Source organism: Methylobacterium persicinum, from assembly GCF_022179525.1.
Classification (GTDB): Bacteria; Pseudomonadota; Alphaproteobacteria; order Rhizobiales; family Beijerinckiaceae; genus Methylobacterium; species Methylobacterium persicinum.
Genome location: NZ_BPQX01000055.1, coordinates 36,245 through 53,581, shown reverse-complemented (window position 1 = coordinate 53,581; position 17,337 = coordinate 36,245). Strand labels below are relative to the sequence as shown.

Below are 17,337 nucleotides of genomic sequence, written 5' to 3'. Positions count from 1 at the left end.
GGAGCGGGGAGCGGCGATGCCTCAGGCGCGGGCGAGGCTGTAGAACCTCCTCTTCAGGGGCCCGGAGACCAGCCGGAACACGAGGTACAGGGGCGTCACGCCGAAGAGATTCCGCAGGCCGAGGAAGCCGCTGCGGTAGCAGGCGAACCGGAAGCGCATCTCCCCGAAGCAGTAAGCGAGGCCGCCCCGGCGCTCCTTCTGCGCGAGGCTCGACCGGACCCGGACGAGCACCCGCGGGATGACGTGGAACTGCGCCCCGGCCTGGATCAGCCGCACGAACAGGTCGTAATCCTCCAGCAGCCCGTAGCGCGACCGGTAGCCGCCGACCCGGCGGAGGACCTCCGTGCGGACGAGGACGGTGGGGTGCACGAGGACGTTGCGCCAGCGCATCGCCCGGGCGACCGCGGCATGGCGGGTGGGCGAAACCTTGATCTGTGGAGCGGTGCCGTCCTCGAAGAACTCCTCGCTCCAGGCCGTGACCACGTCGATCCCGGGGTGGCGCCACGCATAGGCCATCTGGATCTCCAGGCGGTCCGGCATGCACAGGTCGTCGCTGTCCATGCGCATGATCCATGCCCCGCGGCAGCGCTCGAGCCCGGCATTCAGGGCGCCCGCGAGCCCGACGTTCCGGGGGATCCGGACGAGATCCAGGGGCGGCGCGCCCGCGGCGGCGAAGGCGGCGATGGTCGCCTCCTGCTCGGGATCGACCGGGCCATCGACCACCAGGACGACGCGCCCGGGCCGGAGGGTCTGTTCCCGCAGGCTGGCCAGGGAAGCCCCGAGGCGGGACGCCGTCTCCCCGGCATAGGTCGAGATCAGCACGCAGACGTCGGGCGCCGTCGGCCTGTCCGGGTACGGGTCCGGGACCATCACGAGACCCCCTTCCGCCGGACGACCACGATGGTGGCGCGGGCCAGGAGGGCGATGTCCCTCAGGAACCCCCACTCCCGCAGGGAGCGTTCGTCGGGCTGGCCGCGGTCGCCGACCTGCCAGGGCCCCGTCAGCCCCGGGAGAACGCTCGGGCAGGCGGACGCCGGTTCCCCGGGGAGCGGGGCCTCCGCGGCGCTCCCCGCCCGGGGGCCGACGAGGCTCATCTCCCCGCGCAGGACGTTGAAGAGTTGGGGCAACTCATCGAGGCTGGTCGCGCGCAGCCATCGGCCGATCGCCGTGACCCGGGGGTCGAACGACACCGTCCGCTCTGAGTCCCATTCGGGCCCGGCCGGGGGATGGTAGGACAGATATTCGGAGAACGCGGCCTCCGCGTCGTCGATCATCGTGCGGAACTTCAGGCAACCGAAGGGGCGCCCCCCCTTCCCGATCCGTGGATGGCGGAACAGGACCGGTCCCCCATCGAGCGCCACGAGGATCGCCAGCATCGTCATCAGCGGCGCGAGCAGGATGAGCGCCGTCAGGGCGACGCTCACATCCAGGAACCTCCTGATGGTGCGCGCCGCGCCCCCGGAGGTGCCAGCGACGGCGGCTTGGGCGATGTGCTTGGAGGGTCCCTCTTGTTGACGCAACGAGACTTGCAGCATGTCACGTTCCTCCAGGCACGCGTTCCTTGAGCTGGAACCGAGCGGGGCACTGTCATGGGGCGTTGCAGCGACTGCGATATGGTTAGCGCAACGAAAACGATGGCATCACAACAATTGTACAAAGCGCCGCAAAAATTCCGCCAATTCTGGCTTACGTCCAAATGGCGGAGCATTCGGCGAATTCCAATTCATACCATTGGCCGTCTCACGATGAATAAGACTGTTTTCGCGCATTTCAATGGCCAAGCTTGGCGCTGTTTTTCAAAATTGGATGCCGACTTTTCATTTTTGCACTAGCAATTGATAGTGAATTTGTGGAAATCAGACATGTAACTGTCGAATCGTGTGTTTTGATATCAAATGTGATTCATGAATGACTGACGAGCGTTCGCAATCGGGCCAATCAGCCGCGGTGCATTGGATTTGTCGTCAGTATCAAGTCTGCACAGCCAAAGTCATTTGATCGTAGTCGGATCGACTTCCCCAGGCTGTGATTCAAAGGGAGCGACTTCAAGCAGGAGGGCGTAAGATGAAGCCTAGTCTTGGTATTGCCTCTAGACCTGGGCGTGAAATTCGTCTTGGCGTGCGGGTCAACCCTCTCGCTGCCGCGCTGCGGCGCAGCGGTCTCCTCGATGAAGAGGACATGGAGTTTCTGCGGGCGCTGCCGTACCGGGAGGCGTCGTTCCGGCCGGGGCAGATGGTCCTCGATGGGGGGCTCCGGACGAGGCGCATCCTCATCGTCGCCGCGGGGCTGGCCGCGGTCCAGACCGAATTCCCGAACGGCACCCGTCAGATCACCGACCTGCTCGTCGCGGGCGACGTCCACGGCCTGTCCGGCGTCCTCGGTCAAGCCATGGACCATTCGGTGTCGGCCATCACGCCCGTCCACTGCGTGACCCTCGCCGCGGACGACCTCGCCGGGGTCCTCGCATCGCGTCCCCGGATCTACGGGGCCCTGTTCTGGGCGCAGGCGCGGCGCGAGCGAGTCCTGCGCGACCATATCCGGATCGTGGGGGGGCGAACGGCCAGGAAGCGGGTGACGCAGCTGCTCTGCTGCCTCCAGGAACGGCGCGAGGAATTCTGCTCCGGCGCCAACCTCCCGTTCAGGCTCGAATTCAACCACACCATCATCGCCGACGCCGTCGGCCTGACGCCCGTCCACGTGGGGCGCATCCTGAGGAAGCTGTCGGATGAACGCCTCGTCCGGATGGGCCGTGGCAGGATCGACGTGATCGACGGTCCGCGCCTGAAGACAACGGCCGATTTCGCCGGGATCCACTGACGGGGCGATCGGCGCGGCGGCCTCCCCCGGTCGCCGCCATCCAGACCAAGCGACCGCGTCCCCGGCCCAGACCGGGCGCTCTGCGGGGCTGCCCGGCTCGTCCTCCATCGCCGCTCGGGGCCTCGGCCGCGTCGGATCGTGCCCTGGCCGGCCCCCCCCTCTCCACACCCCGACGGTGACGGCCGAGGCCGGCGCAAGGCCGCTGTCCGGTCTGGCGGATGGTCCTGCCCGGGCCTGCCCGCGCCATCACGGGCGGGCGTCAATCCCTCAAATTCTCAGTAGATTTCTCTCATGGTCATTCCGGCCATTGTGCATTGTAATGTTCGTGGGGAAGTCGGCTCTCGAGGGCGAGGGGGAGGACTGCAAGAACGACTGGTGTGGGGCGAATGCTCGACTGGGACGATCTGAGATTCTTTCTGGCACTCGCCCGGCACGGCACGTTGTCCGCCGCCGGCAAGGTCCTCCATGTCTCGCAATCGACCGTCGGACGGCGCCTGAGCTCCCTAGAGGCGACGCTGTCCGTCCGCCTGCTCAACCGCACTCCGGACGGCTACGTGCCGACCCTCGCCGGCCTGGAGGTCCGCGAAAGGGCCGAGCATGTCGAGGCGGAACTCATCGCCCTCGAACGCGAGGTGACCGGGCGCGACACCCGCCTGCGCGGCCTCGTCCGTGTCACCTGCTCCGAGACGCTGGCCGCCCACGTCCTGGCACCGGGGCTGGCCCGCCTTCACGGGCAGTATCCCGACATCAAGATCGAACTCATCCCCAACTCCCGGGAGCTGAGCCTGGCGATGCGGGAGGCCGACATCTCCCTGCGCATGCGGCAGCCCGAGCAGCACGACCTCGTCGTACGGCGCATCGGGAGCATCGCCTTCGGCATCTACGCGACGCCGGGCTACCTGCGGGACCAGGGGGAACCGGACCTCGCGGACGGGTTTGCCGGTCACCGCCTCATTACGCAACTCGACGACACGCAGGAGATGACGCAATCCGCGTGGCTCACCGAGATCGCGTCCCGCGCCACGGTGGCCCTGCAGACCAGCAGCCACGAGGCCGCCGTCGTGGCGGCGGCCACCGGCGGGGGGTTGGCCTGCCTTGCGCGATTCCGGGCGGACCGGGAGCCCAGGCTGATCAGGCTGCCGATGCCGACGGACCCGCCCTGCGCCGACATCCTGCTCCTGGTGCACAAGGACAACCGCCACACCCCGCGCATCCGGGCGGTGCTGACCCACATCACCGAGAGCGTCCACGCCCTGGCCGTCAGGCTGCAACCCGCCGATGCGGAGATGCCGGAGACTCACGCCGTCGGCGTGTGACGCACACGCGTCCGCTTGGGGAAATCAACGCGCGAGAATGATCTGGGTTCGGGCCCGGCGGCCAGGGCAGATCAATGCGAAACATATATTAGTGTGTCAGCGATGGATCTTGGTCTTCTCGGCGAATCTGCTGTGAGACCTTGTTGAATTCAACATATGAGTTATTATACATATCATGATCGGCTTGTCGGAAAAGTTGTCATATATTCGAATCGGTATAATCGCGATACGCCGCCTGGATCGGGGCGAAACGACCGTCGAAGAGTGCAACATGAATCATGGTCAATGTCTTCATACGCAAACTCGACGCCGCGGGTGGTCTCAACGAAACTGATCACGAGACATTGCGCCGCCTGAGTTCGCATGACCGCTTGGTCCCTGCGCGTCAGGATCTCATCCGCGAAGGGGACCGGACGGAGACGGTCTATCTCGTCCTCTCCGGCTTCGCATGTTGTTACAAGATCCTCCCGCGGGGGCGGCGCTGCATCTCGGGACTGATGGTGCCAGGCGATTTCTGCGATCCGCGCGCCTCGATCCTCGACGAGATGGATCATTCCATCGCGACCATGACCGACTGCACCGTGGTGGAGATCCCGCGCCAGACGATGTGGCGGCTGATCGAGGATCACCCGCGCATCGCCCATGCCGTGTGCTGGTCGATGCTCGTGGACGGCGCCGTCACGCGGGAATGGCTCATCGGCATCGCACGGCGGCTGGCGCCGGAGCGGATGGCCCATCTGTTCTGCGAGTTGCTGCTGCGCCTGAGGGCGGTCGGCTTGGCGGCGAGCAACGAGTACGCGCTCCCGTTCACCCAATCCGACCTCGCCGACATGCTCGGCCTGACCCCCATCCACGTGAACCGCGTGTTGCGAGACCTGCGGTCGAGGGGGCTGATCGTGCTGTCGCGGCGCCGCCTGCGGATCCTCGACGAAGCGCGGTTGATCGCGTTTTGTAGCTTCAATCCGAACTATCTTCATCGAATTCCTGTCATTGATCGAATTTCGACAGAAAAGGCGATGAACGACTACTAATGTGATATGACTAGTCGTGCTGCATCAGGTGAATTCCAGATTACCTGGCTGGGAGACTTGCTGCTTGACCCCGTGCTGAGCAGGAAATCCTATGCCACGCTATTTCTTCAATACCGATGACGGCGAGACACGCCTCCAGGATGGGGAAGGCATGGATCTGCCGGATGTTCAGGCGGCCCGCGCCATCGCGATGAGTTCGCTCCCGGACATGGCGCGCGACAAGCTCCCCAACGGGGACCATTTCACCTTTTCCGTCCAAGTCTGTGACGGGGTGGGAACGCTGCTGTACTCGGCCACCCTCGAATTCGCCGGACAATGGCATGTCCCGCCCGGGGGGGCCTGACGTCCGCAGCGTTCCCGATCGACCGCGCGTCGGCGCTTCAGCGCAGGGTCGGCGATTCGCCGGGCTTCAGGTGGGGTTCGCCCCCGTCGGGGCCGGCGAGGGCGACGTGATCGTTCAAGCGTCCCAGGTGTTCGAAAACATGTTCGAAGGCGTTCGTCACGGCCTGCTCGAAGGACCCGTCGCCTTTGCCCTGGGCCTCCTTGAGGGCGCTGAGCAGGGCGCGGTGCGTCTCGGTATCGCTCGACATGTCATCCTCCCGGCCGGCGTGGGCGCCGGTACGGTAAGCCAATTTCCCTGACCCATCCCGGTTCCGGCGCATCACCGGCGTCATCCCCGCCGGGGACGGCACCGCGTCATCGGGGCCGCGGTTCGCCCGACGGGAACCGCGCGTTTCCACCGCGACTAGCGCAGAGACCGATCATGGTGAGGCGGCCCCCAGCCTCTCACGTCAGGATGAGGGGAAGATCTGGCGAAGGCTTGCTGAACCAACTCGCTCGGGTTCGGCTCTAGTGCATCGATCCAGACGGAGGCGTCTGCCGGGTCTGGGACAATTGATGCCAAGACAAAGAGCTGGTGCTCAGGCGCATGAACGACGTGAGTGCGTCACTGCACTAGGTCCCTGCCTGTCATCTCGATCGGGGAGCACCGCCGATGCCAAATCCAGTCCAGGCGGCCGTCCGGGCCGCCCTCGAAGGCGGCATCGCCGTGGTGGCGGCCTGCAACAGGCTACGCCTGCCCGACACGCCGAACCCCTTCGTGGTCGGCGTTCACGAACCGATGCGGGAGGAACTGACCCTGCGCAACCTGCCCGTGACCGGGTCGATCCCGCCCAGGCTCGAAGGCCTCTACCTCAAGATGGGGGCCAACCCCGCCCGGCCGGTGACGCGGGGGCACGACTGGTTCCTCGGCGACGGCATGGTGCACGGTCTCGCCATCGGGGAGGGCAAGGCGCAGTGGTATCGCAACCGCTGGATCGGGTCGCGGACGGCGGCCGCCGCGCTGGGCCGGCCCCCCGCGGGCGGACCGCGCCGGGGCGGCAACGACACCGTCAACACCAACGTCGTCGAAATCGGCGGTCGGATCTTCGCCGTCGTGGAGGCGGGGAGCTTCCCCGTCGAACTCTCCCGGACCCTGGAGGCGCAGCACTTCAACCCGTTCGACGGGACGCTGGCTGGCTCCTTCACCGGGCACCCGCACCTGGACCCGCTGACCGGCGAGACCCACGCGGTCGCCTACGATGGCCGCGTCTGGGACAGCGTCCGCCATGTCGTCGTGTCGCCGGCGGGCCGGGTCGTCCGGGACGTGCCGGTGGCGGTCGAGCATGGCCCCTGCATCCACGACTGCGCCATCACGGCGCGCTTCGCCATCGTCCTCGACCTGCCCGTGACGTTCTCCCTGCGTGCGCTGGTCTCCGGCCACCGCTTCCCGTTCCGCTGGAACCCGGCCCACAGGGCCCGCGTGGGCCTCCTCCCCCGGCAGGGCGACGGCGCCGATATCGCATGGTGCGACGTCGACCCCTGCTTCGTGTTCCACGCCGCCAACGCCTACGACGACACGGACGGGCAGGTGGTCCTCGACGTCGTCGCCTACGGAACGGTGTTCGCCACGGCCGGGGGTGGCCTCGACGAGCCGGGTCGGCTCGAACGCTGGAGGATCGATCCGGCGACCAGGCGGGTCGAGCGGGTTGTGCTCGACCCCGCGGCGCAGGAGTTCCCGCGCATCGACGAGCGGCTCTTCGGGCAGCGGCACCGGTACGTCTACACGGTCAGCGTTCCCGCCGACGGCAACACGCAGCTGGCCGGCGCGACGCAGCTCTACAAGCACGACCTGGAGACGGGCGCCCGGCGCGTGCACGATTTCGGTGCCGACCGCATCCCGGGGGAGTTCGTCTTCGTGCCGGCCCATGCCGGGGCCGGCGAGGACGAGGGCTGGCTCGTCGGGCTCGTCATCGACACCGCCAGCAACACGACGGCTCTCGCCATCCTCGACGCCCGGTCGTTCGAGGCGCCGCCCGTCGCCGAAATCCACCTCGGGCACCGGATCCCGCCGGGCTTTCACGGCAACTGGTTTCCTGCCCGCGATCCCGCGCATGAGCGTCGCCACGATCCGCACCCGTGAGGGCAGGGCGGCGTCGGGCCGCCCTGCCTGCCGCCGATCAGAACGACATCCGGATGTCGGACAGGGGCAGGCCGGCGACCGCCGTGCTCCATTGCTCCCCGGCCGTGATGGGAAAGGCGTTCGTCAGGGTGCCGGTCGTCACGACCTCGCCCGCCGCCAGCGCCGGGGTGTCCGGGTTCCCGTGGAGCACCTCGACCGCATGCCCGAGCGCAGCCAGGGGGCCGCCTTGCAGGACGTTTTGGGCGCGCCCGGTCTCGATCACCCTTCCGTCGCGCCGCAGGGCGATCCGAAAGTCGCGGAGCGAATCATACCACCCATCCGCCGAGGCGGGGGTGATGACGGCCGGCTCGCCGAGGCAGAGCGCGCCGTGGAGACCGAAGGCGGCGACCGTGTCGGGTGCCCGGAAGCGCCAGCCGGGGAACAGCGATTGGACGATCTCGAACCCGAGGGCGACCCACTCGACGCAGGTGAGCAACTCCCGCTCGTCCATCCCCGGAGCGGGCTCGCGCGCCAGGCGAAACACGATCTCCGGTTCGATGCGCGGCTCGACGAAGGACGACGGCCGCACCGGGCTGGCCCCGTCCGCCAGCCGGTGAAGGGTCGTGTCGTACACATCGCCGCAGATCGGCGCGGCCACGTTGTACTCCGCCCAGATCGTGGTGTTGGTGAAGCCGATCTTGCGGCCGACCACCCGCTCGCCACGGGCTTCCCGCAGACGCCGGATCTCCGCGGCAATCCGGTAGGCGTCGGCGAGGCCGAACGTGGCGTCCGCCTCGGTCAGGGGTGGGATGGACGTCCGCCGGTCGGAGGCCGACAGGATCGTCGCGGCCCACCCGGACGGATCGGCCTCCCGCGGCTGGGTGATGCTCATCCGATCCTCCTGTCACGCCTTGCATCCCGGACCGCACCCGGTGCACGTCAACTCCCGGCAACGGCCACGATGCGCCGCGAGACCGTCCCCACGAGGACGAACTTGTCACCGATCTGGATGAATCCCAGGGGATCGCCGGCAATGGCGAGGTCGGCGAGTTCGGGCGGCGTCGGGTGCAGGTAGACCTGCGGCGGGACCGTCGTCCCGGGCTCCAGGGGGAACGACATGCGCGTGACCGGACGGACGTGCCGGCGTTCCGCCTGGGCCCGCAGGGCGTCGACCTGGGCGGGGGAGATCGTCGGGGCGCCGCTGCCCTCGGCCGCGTCCCGCGGCCTGAGTTCGCTGAGCGTGCGAGCGACGTCGGCCGCCCCGTCGGGCGTCGCCGGAGCGGGAGTCGTCGCCTCGCGCGGCCGGGTCGGGATCGACCTCACCGGATTGGCCGCGACCGCGGGCGCCTGAGCCGTCTCCGGGGCTCGCCCGCCATGGGGCATCAACCGGTACGTCAGCAGACCGACCGCCGCGATCGCGGCAACGAGGCTGATCAGGAGTAATCGGCGCATCTCGGACCCACGCTGGGAAAGGCACGGCCGTCTAGCCCGATGCAACCCTCAGGAGTAGTGCGGCCTCGGAAGGCTCAGCGTGTCCTGCGCCGCATGGCGGACGACGAACGCCGTCCGGACGTGGGGAAACCGCGTCCGTCCCGTGGGCCCCGGCCGATCAACCCACGACGAAGCGAATGATGAAGATGAGGATGCTCGACGCGAGGAAGTAGCCCGCGCTCAGGAAACCGTAGCGCACAGGGGACGCGGGATGTTGGGGTTGATCCCCATGTTCACGGCCGTCGAGGCGCGCAACCCGACTCCGACGAGCATCCCCAACCCGGCGGCCTGCGGAAGGGTCAGCACGGCGGGCCATCGCATCAGGACGGCGAGCGCCACTGTGGTGCCGAGCATGCAGAGCGACGGGCCGAGAGGCGCGGTACCGCGGTGCTCGCGGCGATGGACGGGGTCGCGGCGGCGCACGGCACCACGCACGAGGCCATCGCCCTCGCGTGGTCGAGACAGCAGCGGGCGGTCACCAGCCTCATCGTCGGCGCCCAGGGCGTGGATCAGCTCGACGCCAATCTGGCGAGCCTCGCCATCACCCTCAGCCCATCGGAGCTGGCCCTCCTCGGGGAGGCGGGTGCCCTCACCCTCGAATACCCTGGCTGGATGCTCGCCCAATCGAGCGCCGCGCGGGCGGACCTGCTGCGGACGGGCGAGATGCCACCGTGCCATCGGGCGTCGTGACTGCTCCACGCCCTGATGTCCCATGGCTGTGATCGTGGAACACCCGGCCTCGACTTGATTTAAGTTGTATGCCGCGGGGCCGAATAGGGGCTTTGAGGGTCTCTGGACCAGTCGCGCCCCGCGGGACGCGGCCCAGCTTCGCGCCGACGCCGAAGGTTGCCTCGAACCGAGCATTCCACCCTGAAACAGGCCGGCTGTTCGTCGTGGCGACGTCGCGCCTTCCGCCCCTCGACCTCGTGGTCCACAATTCGGTGTTCCTGGTCGCCCACTTCCACAACGTGCTGATCCCCGGTCTCCTCTCCGGGATGATCGCGGGATATCAGTACTGGTTTCCCAAGGCGTTCGGGTTCCGGCTGTCCGAGGGCTGGGGCAAGGTCTCGTTCGGCTGCTGGGTGGTCGGGTTCTATCTCGCCTTCATGCCGCTCTACGTGCTCGGGCTCGGCGACATGGCGCGCCGGACGCAATCGATCCTCGATGCGGATTTCCAGCCCTGGCTCACCGTGGCGGTGGTCGGCGCGTTCATCCTCCTCGCCGCTCTGGTGACGCTGTTCGTCCAGCTCTTCGTGAGCGTCCGCGACCGTGAGCAGAACCGTGTGCCGGTGGGCGACCCCTGGGACGCCCGCGGCCTCGAATGGTCGATCCCGGCCCCGCCCCCCGAGTACAACTTCGCCACCATCCCGACCGTGGATCGGCTCGACGCCTTCTACTGGTTCAAGGCGCGGGGCGAGGCCTACAAGCCCGCCGCGACCTACACTGACATCGTGGTGCCGAAGAACAGCTGGGTCGGCCCCATCGTCGGCGGCGCCGGCGCGGTCTGCGCCTTCGGCCTCGTCTGGCACATCGGCTGGATGAGCCTCCTGGGCTTTGCCGCGGCCTGGCTCGCGGTGATCGCCCGCAGCTTCGTGCGCGACACCCACCGGACGATCCCGGCCGCCGAGGTGAAGGCCAGGGAGGCAAGCTGGCTCGCCCTGGCGGCGCGAACGCGGCCGATCCCGCGCCGGCTGGAGGAGAGCCCCGCCAACCTCGGCTTGGCGGAGCCCTTTCCGGCGGAGGTGGCGGCGTGAACGGACGGAAATCCGCCCATATCGGGCTGAACCTCACCGGCTCGGAGCAGCGCTCTCCGGAGGAGGCCGAACTCGGAATCTACGGGTTCTGGATCTTCCTGATGAGCGACGCGGTGCTGTTCGCGCTGCTCTTCGCGATCTACGGCACGCAGATCGCCGCCACCGTCGGCGCCCCGGGGCCGGGTGCGGAGTTCAAGCTCGGCCCCGCCTTCACCGAGACGGTCATCCTGCTGACCAGCAGCCTGACCTTCGGGCTGTCCGGGATCGCCCTGAAATACGACCGGACCGGCGCTTCCCTCGTGCTCTGGCTCGGCGTGACGCTCGTCCTCGGCCTCGCCTTCCTCGGGTTCGAGTTCCACGACTTCGCGACGATGGTCGGCGACGGCGCCGCGCCGGACCGCAGCGGCTTCCTTTCGGCCTTCTTCGCCCTGGTGCCGACCCACGGGCTTCACGTCGCGGCCGGCTGCATCTGGATCGTCGTGATGCTCATCCAGATCGCCGTCCACGGGGTCGATGCGCGGGTCAGGCTCGATCTCTTGAGGCTCGGCCTGTTCTGGCACTTCCTCGACATCGTCTGGATCGCGATCTTCTCGGTCGTCTACCTGCAGGGAATACTCGGATGAGCGGGCGAGCCCCGTCCCGCGAGCAAGCCCCCTCCAGGGGTTTGGTGCTGCTGAAAGCTGTCGGCGCCGCGGCGCTCCTCGGGGCGACTCGCGCCGTAACGAGCGGCCCGCGGGCGCCCCTCGAAGGCCGCGGGGAGACCCGGTCCGAAAGGGCCGCCGCGAAGCGCCGCGACCTCGTCACCTACGGCGTCGGCTATGTCCTGGCGCTCGCGCTCACGGGCGTCGCCTTCGCGGTGGTGACGTGGGGGTGGGCCGCGGGGGCGAGGGCGCTCGGCATCGTCTTCGCCCTGGCCCTCGTCCAGGCCGTCGTGCACTTCAGCTGCTTCCTGCACATCGACCTGCGGCGCTCGCACCGCGACGACCTTCAGTTGCTCCTGTTCTCGACGCTCATCATCTGCCTGATGGTGGGCGGCACCCTGGTCGTGCTCTTCAACCTGCGCATGCGGATGCTGTAGCCGTCCAGGTCGCCGCTCACGCCGCCTCAGACGCGCCGGCAGGGTCCGCCTGCGGAATGGCGATGCGCCGGGCGCGGAACTGTGAGTAGAGGATCACGCTGGCCGCCGCGGCGTAGAGGCACCAGACCGACGTGAAGGCGTAGCCCTTCACGATCAGCGTCGTGATCACCCCGGCGAGGTTGAGCCAGCCGAACCAGCGCACCACCCAGTGGCTCGAGACGACCAACGCGCCGCAAGAGCGTCCCGCTTGAGCGGCTTCGGAAATCCTTGGATCGCGTGCTTTCCGTCCTTGCGAGCGGAGCGGAGCAATCCAGGGCCGCGGGACCTCAAACGCTCTATCGCTTCGGGAGGCAGAACCGCTCGTCCTGCCACGCCCCACCGCCCGGCTGCACCGCCTTGAAACAGGCCCCCTCCGGCCGGTGGCCGTCCGGCAGGACGTCGTTCGACGGCCCGTGCACGATCTCCTCCCGCACGAAGCCTTCCGTCTCGCCATACACGACCCGGCACCAGCCCTCTTGGCACGACTGGACGTCGAGGGGGGTCTCCCGCTCGACCTCATCGAGCACGGGGGCGCTGTTGTGGGGGGCCGCGTAGAAATATGTGTCCCAGCGGGCTGCCTCCGTGGCGGCGGATGCGGGCGACGCCCCGCCGCAGAGCAAGCCGGCCATCAGGGCCATCGGCCAGATCCGTCCCATCGACCCATTTCCCCGCTGGCGCCGATCCCGTTGGCGCGCTTTTCGGTAGCCCGTCCGCACCGCGTTCGACTTGATAAATGTCACACCGGGATGACAGTTTCAGTGTCATTTCAGGTTGACAGATGGGGTGCCAGGGGCCGCAGGCATGGCGATGCTCTCGTTCGAGCGGAAGTACCGGATCGCCGGCGGGACGCTGGTGGGCGGGAGCCTGTTCGATTTCTGGGTCGGGCCGTTCTACGTCGGCTTCTTCGGCGTCACGGCGGCGTTCTTCGCCCTGCTCGGCACGTTGCTGATCATCTACGGCGCCGCGATCGGCCCGACCTGGGCGCTGTTCCAGATCAGCATCGATCCGCCGCCCGTCGCCAACGGTCTGGCCTTCGCGCCGCTGAAGCACGGCGGCCTCTGGCAGATCATCACGGTCTGCGCGCTCGGCGCCTTCGTCTCCTGGGCGCTGCGGCAGGTGGAGATCTGCCGCAAGCTCGGCATGGGCTACCACGTGCCGGTGGCGTTCTCCTTCGCCATCCTCGCCTACGCCTCGCTCAACGTGGTGCGGCCGATCCTGCTCGGAGCCTGGGGCTACGGCTTCCCCTACGGCATCATGAGCCACCTCGATTGGGTGTCGAACGTCGGCTACCAGCACCTGCACTTCCACTACAATCCCGCGCACATGATCGCGGTGACGTGCTTCTTCACCACGACCTTCGCGCTCGGCCTCCATGCCGGCGAGATCCTGGCGGCGGCCAATCCCGGCAAGGGCAAGCCGGTGAAGTACGACGAGTACGAGAGCGCCTACTTCCGCGATACGATCGCGTATTCGATCGGCGAGATCGGCATTCACCGGCTCGGATACTTCCTCGCCCTCAATGCGGGGCTGTGGAGCGCGGTCTGCATCATCATCTCCGGGCCGTTCTGGACCCAGGGCTGGCCCTATTGGTGGGACTGGTACCTGAACCTGCCGATCTGGAGCACGGGCGGGAAGATCTGACCCACCCCCGGCCTCGACGACATCTCACGGAGATCACCCGGATGCCGCAGTTCCACACCCTGTGGACGCATATCGAGCTGCGCGGCCCCGACGAGGCCGGCCCGCCGCTCCAGATCGGCTCGCCCGGCCGGATCGGTAAGCCGTTCCACTCGCAATGGCTGGGGCGCATCGGCGAGATGCAGGTGCTGCCGACCCATCTCGGGCCGACCGGCGTCGCCTCCCTGCTCTGCGGCTTCATCGCCATCGAGATCATCGGTCTGAACATGCTGGCCTCGGTGGATTGGAACCCGGTGCGGTTCATCCGGCTGCTGCCGTTCCTGTCCCTCGATCCGCCCCCGGCCAAGTATGGCCTCAACCCGTTCCCGGCGCTGCGCGAGGGCGGCTGGTGGCTGATGGCGGGGTTCTTCCTCACCGCCGCGATCCTGCTGTGGTGGGTGAAGATGTACCGCCGGGCGCGGGCGCTCGGCATGGGCACGCACATCCCGTGGTGCTTCGCCAGTGCGATCTGGCTCTACCTCGTGCTCGGGTTCATCCGCCCCATCGCCATGGGCTCGTGGTCGGAGGCGGTGCCGTTCGGGGTGATCCCGCACCTGAACTGGACCGCGACGTTCTCGGTCCGCTACGGCAACATCTTCTACAACCCGTTCCATATGCTCTCGATCTCGTTCCTCTACGGATCGACGATGCTGTTCGCCATGCATGCCGGGACGATCCTGGCGGTGACGCCGCTCGGCGGCGAGCGCGAGACCCATCAGATCACCGACCGGGGCACCGCCGCCGAGCGCGCGGCCCTGTTCTGGCGGTGGACCATGGGCTTCAACTCGAACTACGAGTCGATCCACCGCTGGCTGTACTGGTTCGCCACCCTCGTCACCCTGACCGGCGGTATCGGCATCCTGGCCACCGGGACGCTCGTCGACAACTGGTACCTCTGGGGCGTCAAGAACGGACTCGCGCCGCAATACCGGCCGGCGCCGGACCTGCCCGTCGCGCCGCCGGCGAAGGCGCTCAAGACCATGCAGGACAAGGTGCTCGGACGATGAGAATCGGCCCTCCCATCCTGGCGGTCGGCCTCGTCTGCGCCGGCCTGTTCACCCTGTTCGTGCCGACCTGGAACCTGCCGACGAAGGGCACCCAGACCGGCCCGAACGGGCCGTCCCTCGTTCAGTATGCCCCGACGGGAAGCCCGCTGTTCCAGACCCGGAACGGCCCGCCGCCGGCCAACCCGCCGCTGGTCGAGGACACCCGCCCGGCGACGGAGGCGTACAAGAACGTCACCGTGCTGACCGATCTGAATGCCGGGCAATTCATGCAGTTGCAGCAGGCGATCACCAATTGGGTCGCCCCGCAGCAGGGCTGCGACTTCTGTCACGCGGGGGGCGATTTCGCCTCTGACGCGAAGCCGGCCAAGGCCGCCGCCCGGGACATGATCAAGATGGTCCGCCACCTCAACGCGGACTGGACTGAGCATGTCGGCGTGGCCGGCGTGACCTGCTGGTCCTGCCACCGGGGCCAGCCGGTGCCGGCGGAGATCTGGTTCTCGCGCCCGCCTCACCCCCAGGGCGCCCACATGGACAAGCCGGAGAACTGGAACGAATCCGGCGACAGCGTGCGCCAGTTCTTCCCGAATGCCGGCTACGAACTCTACCTGCTGCAGGACACGCCGGGCCTCGCGCAATCCTACACGGCGCTGCCCAACGGGCAGGTGGCCGACCAGGTCGTAGTGAAGCGCCTCTACGAGGTGATGATGCAGATGTCGGCCGGCATGGGCGTCAACTGCACCTACTGCCACAACTCCCGCGCCTTCTACGATTGGGGCCAGAGCCTGCCCGCCCGCTGGACCGGCTATTCCGGCATCCAGATGACCCGGGACATCAACCGCAATGTGCTGCTGCCCCTGGCCGTGCGGATGCCGGAGATCCGGGAGACGGCGGACGACCCCCACACGATCGTGCTGCCCGCCCGGATGCGCGGTCCGCAGGAGGGCAACGGCTTCGTGCTCTGCGCCACCTGCCATTACGGGCTGCCGAAGCCCGCCGACCACGCGCAGGAGCTGCTCACGGTCTTCCCCGGCCTGAAGGGCCCCGGCCGCGAACACGCCGCCTCCGCCACCGACCAGGGAGGCCAGCCGTGAACGAGGGCGTCAGCCAGATCGCCGGATCCGCCGGCCACGGGATCGACCCGGCCACCGGCATCGTCGGCAGCACGACCGCCAGCGAGGCGGTCGGGGCCTGGGGGTTCCACCTCGGAGCGGTGACGCAGCACGTCGACGGCGTCGTGGTGCTGTTCTGGGCCTTCGCGCTCTTCTTCGGCACCCTGTGCTGGTATCTCCGGGCCGAGGACAAGCGCGAGGGCTATCCGATGGAGGACCCGGCGCAGCCGCCCCGCGCCCATCCCCTCGTCGGCTTCCCGCCGCCGCCCGCGCCCAAGACCTTCACCCTCCAGAAGGGCGGGACCGTCACCCTGCCGAACTTCATCTCCCCCCGGAGGTGCCGGTCCGCCATCTCCATCCGTTCCCCGGCTCGGCCTTCGTGCCGACCGGCGCCAACCCGATGCGCGACCCCGTCGGCCCGGCCTCCTACGTGCTGCGCGACGAGGAGCCCCTCCTGATGGAGGGCGAGAAGCTGCAGCTCGTGCCGCTCCGCGAAGTCGGCGACGAATGGCATGTCCAGGGGGGTGATTCCGATCCGGTCGGGATGCCGGTGGTCGGCCGGGACGACAAGGTCGCCGGCCATGTCCGCGACCTGTGGGTGGATCGCGGCGCCAAGCTGCTGCGCTACCTTGAAGTCGAGTTGAACGACGGCCGGCGGCGGCTGATGCCGGTGTTCTTCGCCAACGTCAGCCCGAAGTTCCGCCGGGTGAAGACCCGCTCGATCTTCGCCGAGCAGTTCGCGGCGATCCCCGAACTGAAGGATCCCGACCGGATCACCGCCCGGGAAGAGGATCGGATCAGCGCCTACTTCGCCGGGGGCAAGATGTTCGCCGAGGGCGTGCGCCGGGGCGCGTTCGGCGGCCCATCCCGGGGCGGGCCGGACGTCCGCGACGGGTTCGGCCGGAGGCCCAGGGCATGACGATGCACACGCCACACCGCACCACCCCGTCCGGCGCCCCCGCCCGCCCCGTGGGCGTCCGCCTGGAGCCCGGCGAGCAGATCCTGTGGCAGGGCCGCCCGGAGGCGTCGGCCCTGCGCCGCCATCTCCTGAAGGGGCGCTGGCTCGCCGCCTATTTTGCGGTCCTGCTCGGGTGGAAGCTCACGCTGATCGTCGCTCTCAGGGGCCTGCACCCCCAGGAGATGTTCGACATGGCGGTGCTGCTCGGCCAGGGCGCGGCCCTCATGGGGATCCTCGCCTACCTCGCCTGGGCGCTTGCCCGCAGCACGACCTACACCGTGACGACCCTCCGCGTCGTCATCCGCCACGGGATCGCCCTCCAGGGCACCGTCGACATCCCCCTCCGGGCGATCCGCAGCGTCGCCGTACGGATGCATGGCGACGGGACCGGGGACGTGGCCCTGGCCGTCCGCGACGGGGGCGGGGTCGGCTACAGCAAGCTGTGGCCGCATGTCCGCGGCCTGAGCCCGTCCGCGCCGGTGCCGATGCTGCGCGGCCTCCGGGACGCGGCGATCCTCGGGACCCGGCTCGCCCGGCGCCTCGACGGTCCCGCGCCGGCCATGTCCGGGCAGGACATCCGTCCCGAGGCGGCGCCGCACGCGACGGCGGCCTGACGACGG

Annotated in this window: 22 protein-coding genes and 1 pseudogene; 15 read left to right on the top strand and 8 right to left on the bottom strand. The window is 68.4% G+C overall.

The window, feature by feature from the left end; all coding sequences use genetic code 11:
* Positions 1-21 precede the first annotated feature (21 nt).
* Both MFF22_RS21210 and MFF22_RS21205 read right to left on the bottom strand, forming a co-directional pair.
* Positions 22-870, bottom strand: a complete 849-nt coding sequence (locus tag MFF22_RS21210; protein ID WP_238252519.1) for a glycosyltransferase — start codon at positions 868-870, stop codon at positions 22-24.
* The gene (locus MFF22_RS21205; RefSeq protein ID WP_238252517.1) at positions 870-1,535 is read right to left on the bottom strand and encodes a sugar transferase; all 666 of its coding nucleotides are present in this window, start codon (positions 1,533-1,535) and stop codon (positions 870-872) included. The genes MFF22_RS21210 and MFF22_RS21205 overlap by 1 nt, the downstream gene beginning before the upstream one ends.
* 643 nt (positions 1,536-2,178) lie before the next feature.
* On the opposite strand from MFF22_RS21205, the gene MFF22_RS21200 reads away from it, so the two are divergent.
* The 4 genes from MFF22_RS21200 (at position 2,179) to MFF22_RS21185 (ending at position 5,507) form a co-directional block, all read left to right on the top strand.
* Entirely contained in the window at positions 2,179-2,817 is a 639-nt protein-coding gene (locus MFF22_RS21200) for a Crp/Fnr family transcriptional regulator (protein WP_238252515.1), read from the top strand.
* 386 nt (positions 2,818-3,203) lie between these two features.
* Positions 3,204-4,133 (top strand): LysR family transcriptional regulator, encoded by a 930-nt coding sequence (locus MFF22_RS21195; RefSeq protein WP_238252513.1) that lies wholly within the window; start codon positions 3,204-3,206, stop codon positions 4,131-4,133.
* Positions 4,134-4,504: 371 nt separating this feature from the next.
* Positions 4,505-5,164 (top strand): Crp/Fnr family transcriptional regulator, encoded by a 660-nt coding sequence (locus MFF22_RS21190; RefSeq protein WP_238252511.1) that lies wholly within the window; start codon positions 4,505-4,507, stop codon positions 5,162-5,164.
* 91 nt (positions 5,165-5,255) lie between these two features.
* On the top strand, positions 5,256-5,507 hold the full coding sequence (locus MFF22_RS21185; RefSeq protein ID WP_238252509.1) for a DUF6894 family protein: 252 nt from the start codon (positions 5,256-5,258) through the stop codon (positions 5,505-5,507).
* A 37-nt stretch (positions 5,508-5,544) separates the two neighbouring features.
* Here the strand turns inward: MFF22_RS21185 and MFF22_RS21180 are convergent, their stop codons facing one another.
* On the bottom strand, positions 5,545-5,754 hold the full coding sequence (locus tag MFF22_RS21180; RefSeq protein ID WP_238252507.1) for a hypothetical protein: 210 nt from the start codon (positions 5,752-5,754) through the stop codon (positions 5,545-5,547).
* Positions 5,755-6,158: 404 nt separating this feature from the next.
* Between MFF22_RS21180 and MFF22_RS21175 the strand changes: the two genes are divergently transcribed.
* A complete protein-coding gene (locus tag MFF22_RS21175) occupies positions 6,159-7,625 on the top strand; it encodes an 8'-apo-carotenoid 13,14-cleaving dioxygenase (RefSeq protein WP_238252505.1) in 1,467 nt (488 codons plus the stop codon).
* A gap of 37 nt (positions 7,626-7,662) precedes the next feature.
* Here the strand turns inward: MFF22_RS21175 and MFF22_RS21170 are convergent, their stop codons facing one another.
* The 3 genes from MFF22_RS21170 to MFF22_RS21160 all read right to left on the bottom strand — a co-directional run bounded on the left by MFF22_RS21170 (position 7,663) and on the right by MFF22_RS21160 (position 9,449).
* Positions 7,663-8,496 carry a 2-keto-4-pentenoate hydratase gene (locus tag MFF22_RS21170; protein WP_238252503.1) on the bottom strand — a complete coding sequence of 278 codons (834 nt, stop codon included), beginning with the start codon at positions 8,494-8,496 and terminating at the stop codon, positions 7,663-7,665.
* A 47-nt stretch (positions 8,497-8,543) separates the two neighbouring features.
* Complete coding sequence (locus MFF22_RS21165) at positions 8,544-9,056, bottom strand: hypothetical protein (RefSeq protein WP_238252500.1); 513 nt, start codon at positions 9,054-9,056, stop codon at positions 8,544-8,546.
* 219 nt (positions 9,057-9,275) lie between these two features.
* A complete protein-coding gene (locus tag MFF22_RS21160) occupies positions 9,276-9,449 on the bottom strand; it encodes a hypothetical protein (RefSeq protein WP_238252492.1) in 174 nt (57 codons plus the stop codon).
* A 45-nt stretch (positions 9,450-9,494) separates the two neighbouring features.
* Here MFF22_RS21160 and MFF22_RS21155 point away from each other — a divergent pair, with 45 nt between their 5' ends.
* The 4 genes from MFF22_RS21155 to MFF22_RS21140 all read left to right on the top strand — a co-directional run bounded on the left by MFF22_RS21155 (position 9,495) and on the right by MFF22_RS21140 (position 11,927).
* Positions 9,495-9,785: an aldo/keto reductase gene (locus MFF22_RS21155; RefSeq protein ID WP_238252490.1), complete on the top strand. Its 291-nt coding sequence runs from the start codon at positions 9,495-9,497 to the stop codon at positions 9,783-9,785.
* 203 nt (positions 9,786-9,988) lie between these two features.
* The gene (locus MFF22_RS21150; RefSeq protein WP_238252485.1) at positions 9,989-10,849 is read left to right on the top strand and encodes a cbb3-type cytochrome c oxidase subunit I; all 861 of its coding nucleotides are present in this window, start codon (positions 9,989-9,991) and stop codon (positions 10,847-10,849) included.
* Positions 10,846-11,472 carry a cytochrome c oxidase subunit 3 gene (locus MFF22_RS21145; protein WP_238252483.1) on the top strand — a complete coding sequence of 209 codons (627 nt, stop codon included), beginning with the start codon at positions 10,846-10,848 and terminating at the stop codon, positions 11,470-11,472. The genes MFF22_RS21150 and MFF22_RS21145 overlap by 4 nt, the downstream gene beginning before the upstream one ends.
* Positions 11,469-11,927: a cytochrome o ubiquinol oxidase subunit IV gene (locus MFF22_RS21140; RefSeq protein ID WP_238252480.1), complete on the top strand. Its 459-nt coding sequence runs from the start codon at positions 11,469-11,471 to the stop codon at positions 11,925-11,927. Before MFF22_RS21145 ends, MFF22_RS21140 begins: the two co-directional genes overlap by 4 nt.
* Before the next feature lie 16 nt (positions 11,928-11,943).
* Here MFF22_RS21140 and MFF22_RS21135 read toward each other — a convergent pair whose 3' ends face one another.
* Entirely contained in the window at positions 11,944-12,153 is a 210-nt protein-coding gene (locus MFF22_RS21135; RefSeq protein ID WP_238252471.1) for a hypothetical protein, read from the bottom strand.
* A 109-nt stretch (positions 12,154-12,262) separates the two neighbouring features.
* Positions 12,263-12,622: an SH3 domain-containing protein gene (locus MFF22_RS21130; RefSeq protein ID WP_238252469.1), complete on the bottom strand. Its 360-nt coding sequence runs from the start codon at positions 12,620-12,622 to the stop codon at positions 12,263-12,265.
* A 145-nt stretch (positions 12,623-12,767) separates the two neighbouring features.
* Here MFF22_RS21130 and pufL point away from each other — a divergent pair, with 145 nt between their 5' ends.
* From pufL to puhB, 6 genes and pseudogenes are all read left to right on the top strand, one after another.
* Positions 12,768-13,607, top strand: a complete 840-nt coding sequence (gene pufL, locus MFF22_RS21125; RefSeq protein WP_238252467.1) for a photosynthetic reaction center subunit L — start codon at positions 12,768-12,770, stop codon at positions 13,605-13,607.
* A 41-nt stretch (positions 13,608-13,648) separates the two neighbouring features.
* A complete protein-coding gene (pufM, locus tag MFF22_RS21120) occupies positions 13,649-14,650 on the top strand; it encodes a photosynthetic reaction center subunit M (RefSeq protein WP_238252466.1) in 1,002 nt (333 codons plus the stop codon).
* Positions 14,647-15,741, top strand: a complete 1,095-nt coding sequence (gene pufC / locus MFF22_RS21115; RefSeq protein ID WP_238252465.1) for a photosynthetic reaction center cytochrome PufC — start codon at positions 14,647-14,649, stop codon at positions 15,739-15,741. Before pufM ends, pufC begins: the two co-directional genes overlap by 4 nt.
* A pseudogene (locus MFF22_RS21110) lies at positions 15,738-16,192 on the top strand (hypothetical protein); the annotation flags it as partial. The gene pufC and the pseudogene MFF22_RS21110, both read left to right, overlap by 4 nt.
* Before the next feature lie 24 nt (positions 16,193-16,216).
* Complete coding sequence (locus MFF22_RS21105; RefSeq protein ID WP_307441677.1) at positions 16,217-16,678, top strand: PRC-barrel domain-containing protein; 462 nt, start codon at positions 16,217-16,219, stop codon at positions 16,676-16,678.
* Entirely contained in the window at positions 16,675-17,331 is a 657-nt protein-coding gene (puhB, locus tag MFF22_RS21100; protein ID WP_238252455.1) for a photosynthetic complex putative assembly protein PuhB, read from the top strand. The genes MFF22_RS21105 and puhB overlap by 4 nt, the downstream gene beginning before the upstream one ends.
* Positions 17,332-17,337 lie beyond the last annotated feature (6 nt).

Excerpts from the sequence above, each read along its gene's own strand:
- MFF22_RS21210 (WP_238252519.1), bottom strand. The coding sequence starts at position 870 with ATGGTCCCGGACCCGTACCCGGACAGGCCGACGGCGCCCGACGTCTGC.
- MFF22_RS21205 (WP_238252517.1), bottom strand. The coding sequence starts at position 1,535 with ATGCTGCAAGTCTCGTTGCGTCAACAAGAGGGACCCTCCAAGCACATC.
- MFF22_RS21200 (WP_238252515.1), top strand. The coding sequence starts at position 2,179 with ATGGAGTTTCTGCGGGCGCTGCCGTACCGGGAGGCGTCGTTCCGGCCG.
- MFF22_RS21195 (WP_238252513.1), top strand. The coding sequence starts at position 3,204 with ATGCTCGACTGGGACGATCTGAGATTCTTTCTGGCACTCGCCCGGCAC.
- MFF22_RS21185 (WP_238252509.1), top strand. The coding sequence starts at position 5,256 with ATGCCACGCTATTTCTTCAATACCGATGACGGCGAGACACGCCTCCAG.
- MFF22_RS21180 (WP_238252507.1), bottom strand. The coding sequence starts at position 5,754 with ATGTCGAGCGATACCGAGACGCACCGCGCCCTGCTCAGCGCCCTCAAG.
- MFF22_RS21175 (WP_238252505.1), top strand. The coding sequence starts at position 6,159 with ATGCCAAATCCAGTCCAGGCGGCCGTCCGGGCCGCCCTCGAAGGCGGC.
- MFF22_RS21170 (WP_238252503.1), bottom strand. The coding sequence starts at position 8,496 with ATGAGCATCACCCAGCCGCGGGAGGCCGATCCGTCCGGGTGGGCCGCG.
- MFF22_RS21165 (WP_238252500.1), bottom strand. The coding sequence starts at position 9,056 with ATGCGCCGATTACTCCTGATCAGCCTCGTTGCCGCGATCGCGGCGGTC.
- MFF22_RS21160 (WP_238252492.1), bottom strand. The coding sequence starts at position 9,449 with ATGCTCGGCACCACAGTGGCGCTCGCCGTCCTGATGCGATGGCCCGCC.
- MFF22_RS21155 (WP_238252490.1), top strand. The coding sequence starts at position 9,495 with ATGGACGGGGTCGCGGCGGCGCACGGCACCACGCACGAGGCCATCGCC.
- MFF22_RS21140 (WP_238252480.1), top strand. The coding sequence starts at position 11,469 with ATGAGCGGGCGAGCCCCGTCCCGCGAGCAAGCCCCCTCCAGGGGTTTG.
- MFF22_RS21130 (WP_238252469.1), bottom strand. The coding sequence starts at position 12,622 with ATGGGACGGATCTGGCCGATGGCCCTGATGGCCGGCTTGCTCTGCGGC.
- pufL (WP_238252467.1), top strand. The coding sequence starts at position 12,768 with ATGGCGATGCTCTCGTTCGAGCGGAAGTACCGGATCGCCGGCGGGACG.
- pufM (WP_238252466.1), top strand. The coding sequence starts at position 13,649 with ATGCCGCAGTTCCACACCCTGTGGACGCATATCGAGCTGCGCGGCCCC.
- pufC (WP_238252465.1), top strand. The coding sequence starts at position 14,647 with ATGAGAATCGGCCCTCCCATCCTGGCGGTCGGCCTCGTCTGCGCCGGC.
- MFF22_RS21105 (WP_307441677.1), top strand. The coding sequence starts at position 16,217 with ATGGAGGGCGAGAAGCTGCAGCTCGTGCCGCTCCGCGAAGTCGGCGAC.
- puhB (WP_238252455.1), top strand. The coding sequence starts at position 16,675 with ATGACGATGCACACGCCACACCGCACCACCCCGTCCGGCGCCCCCGCC.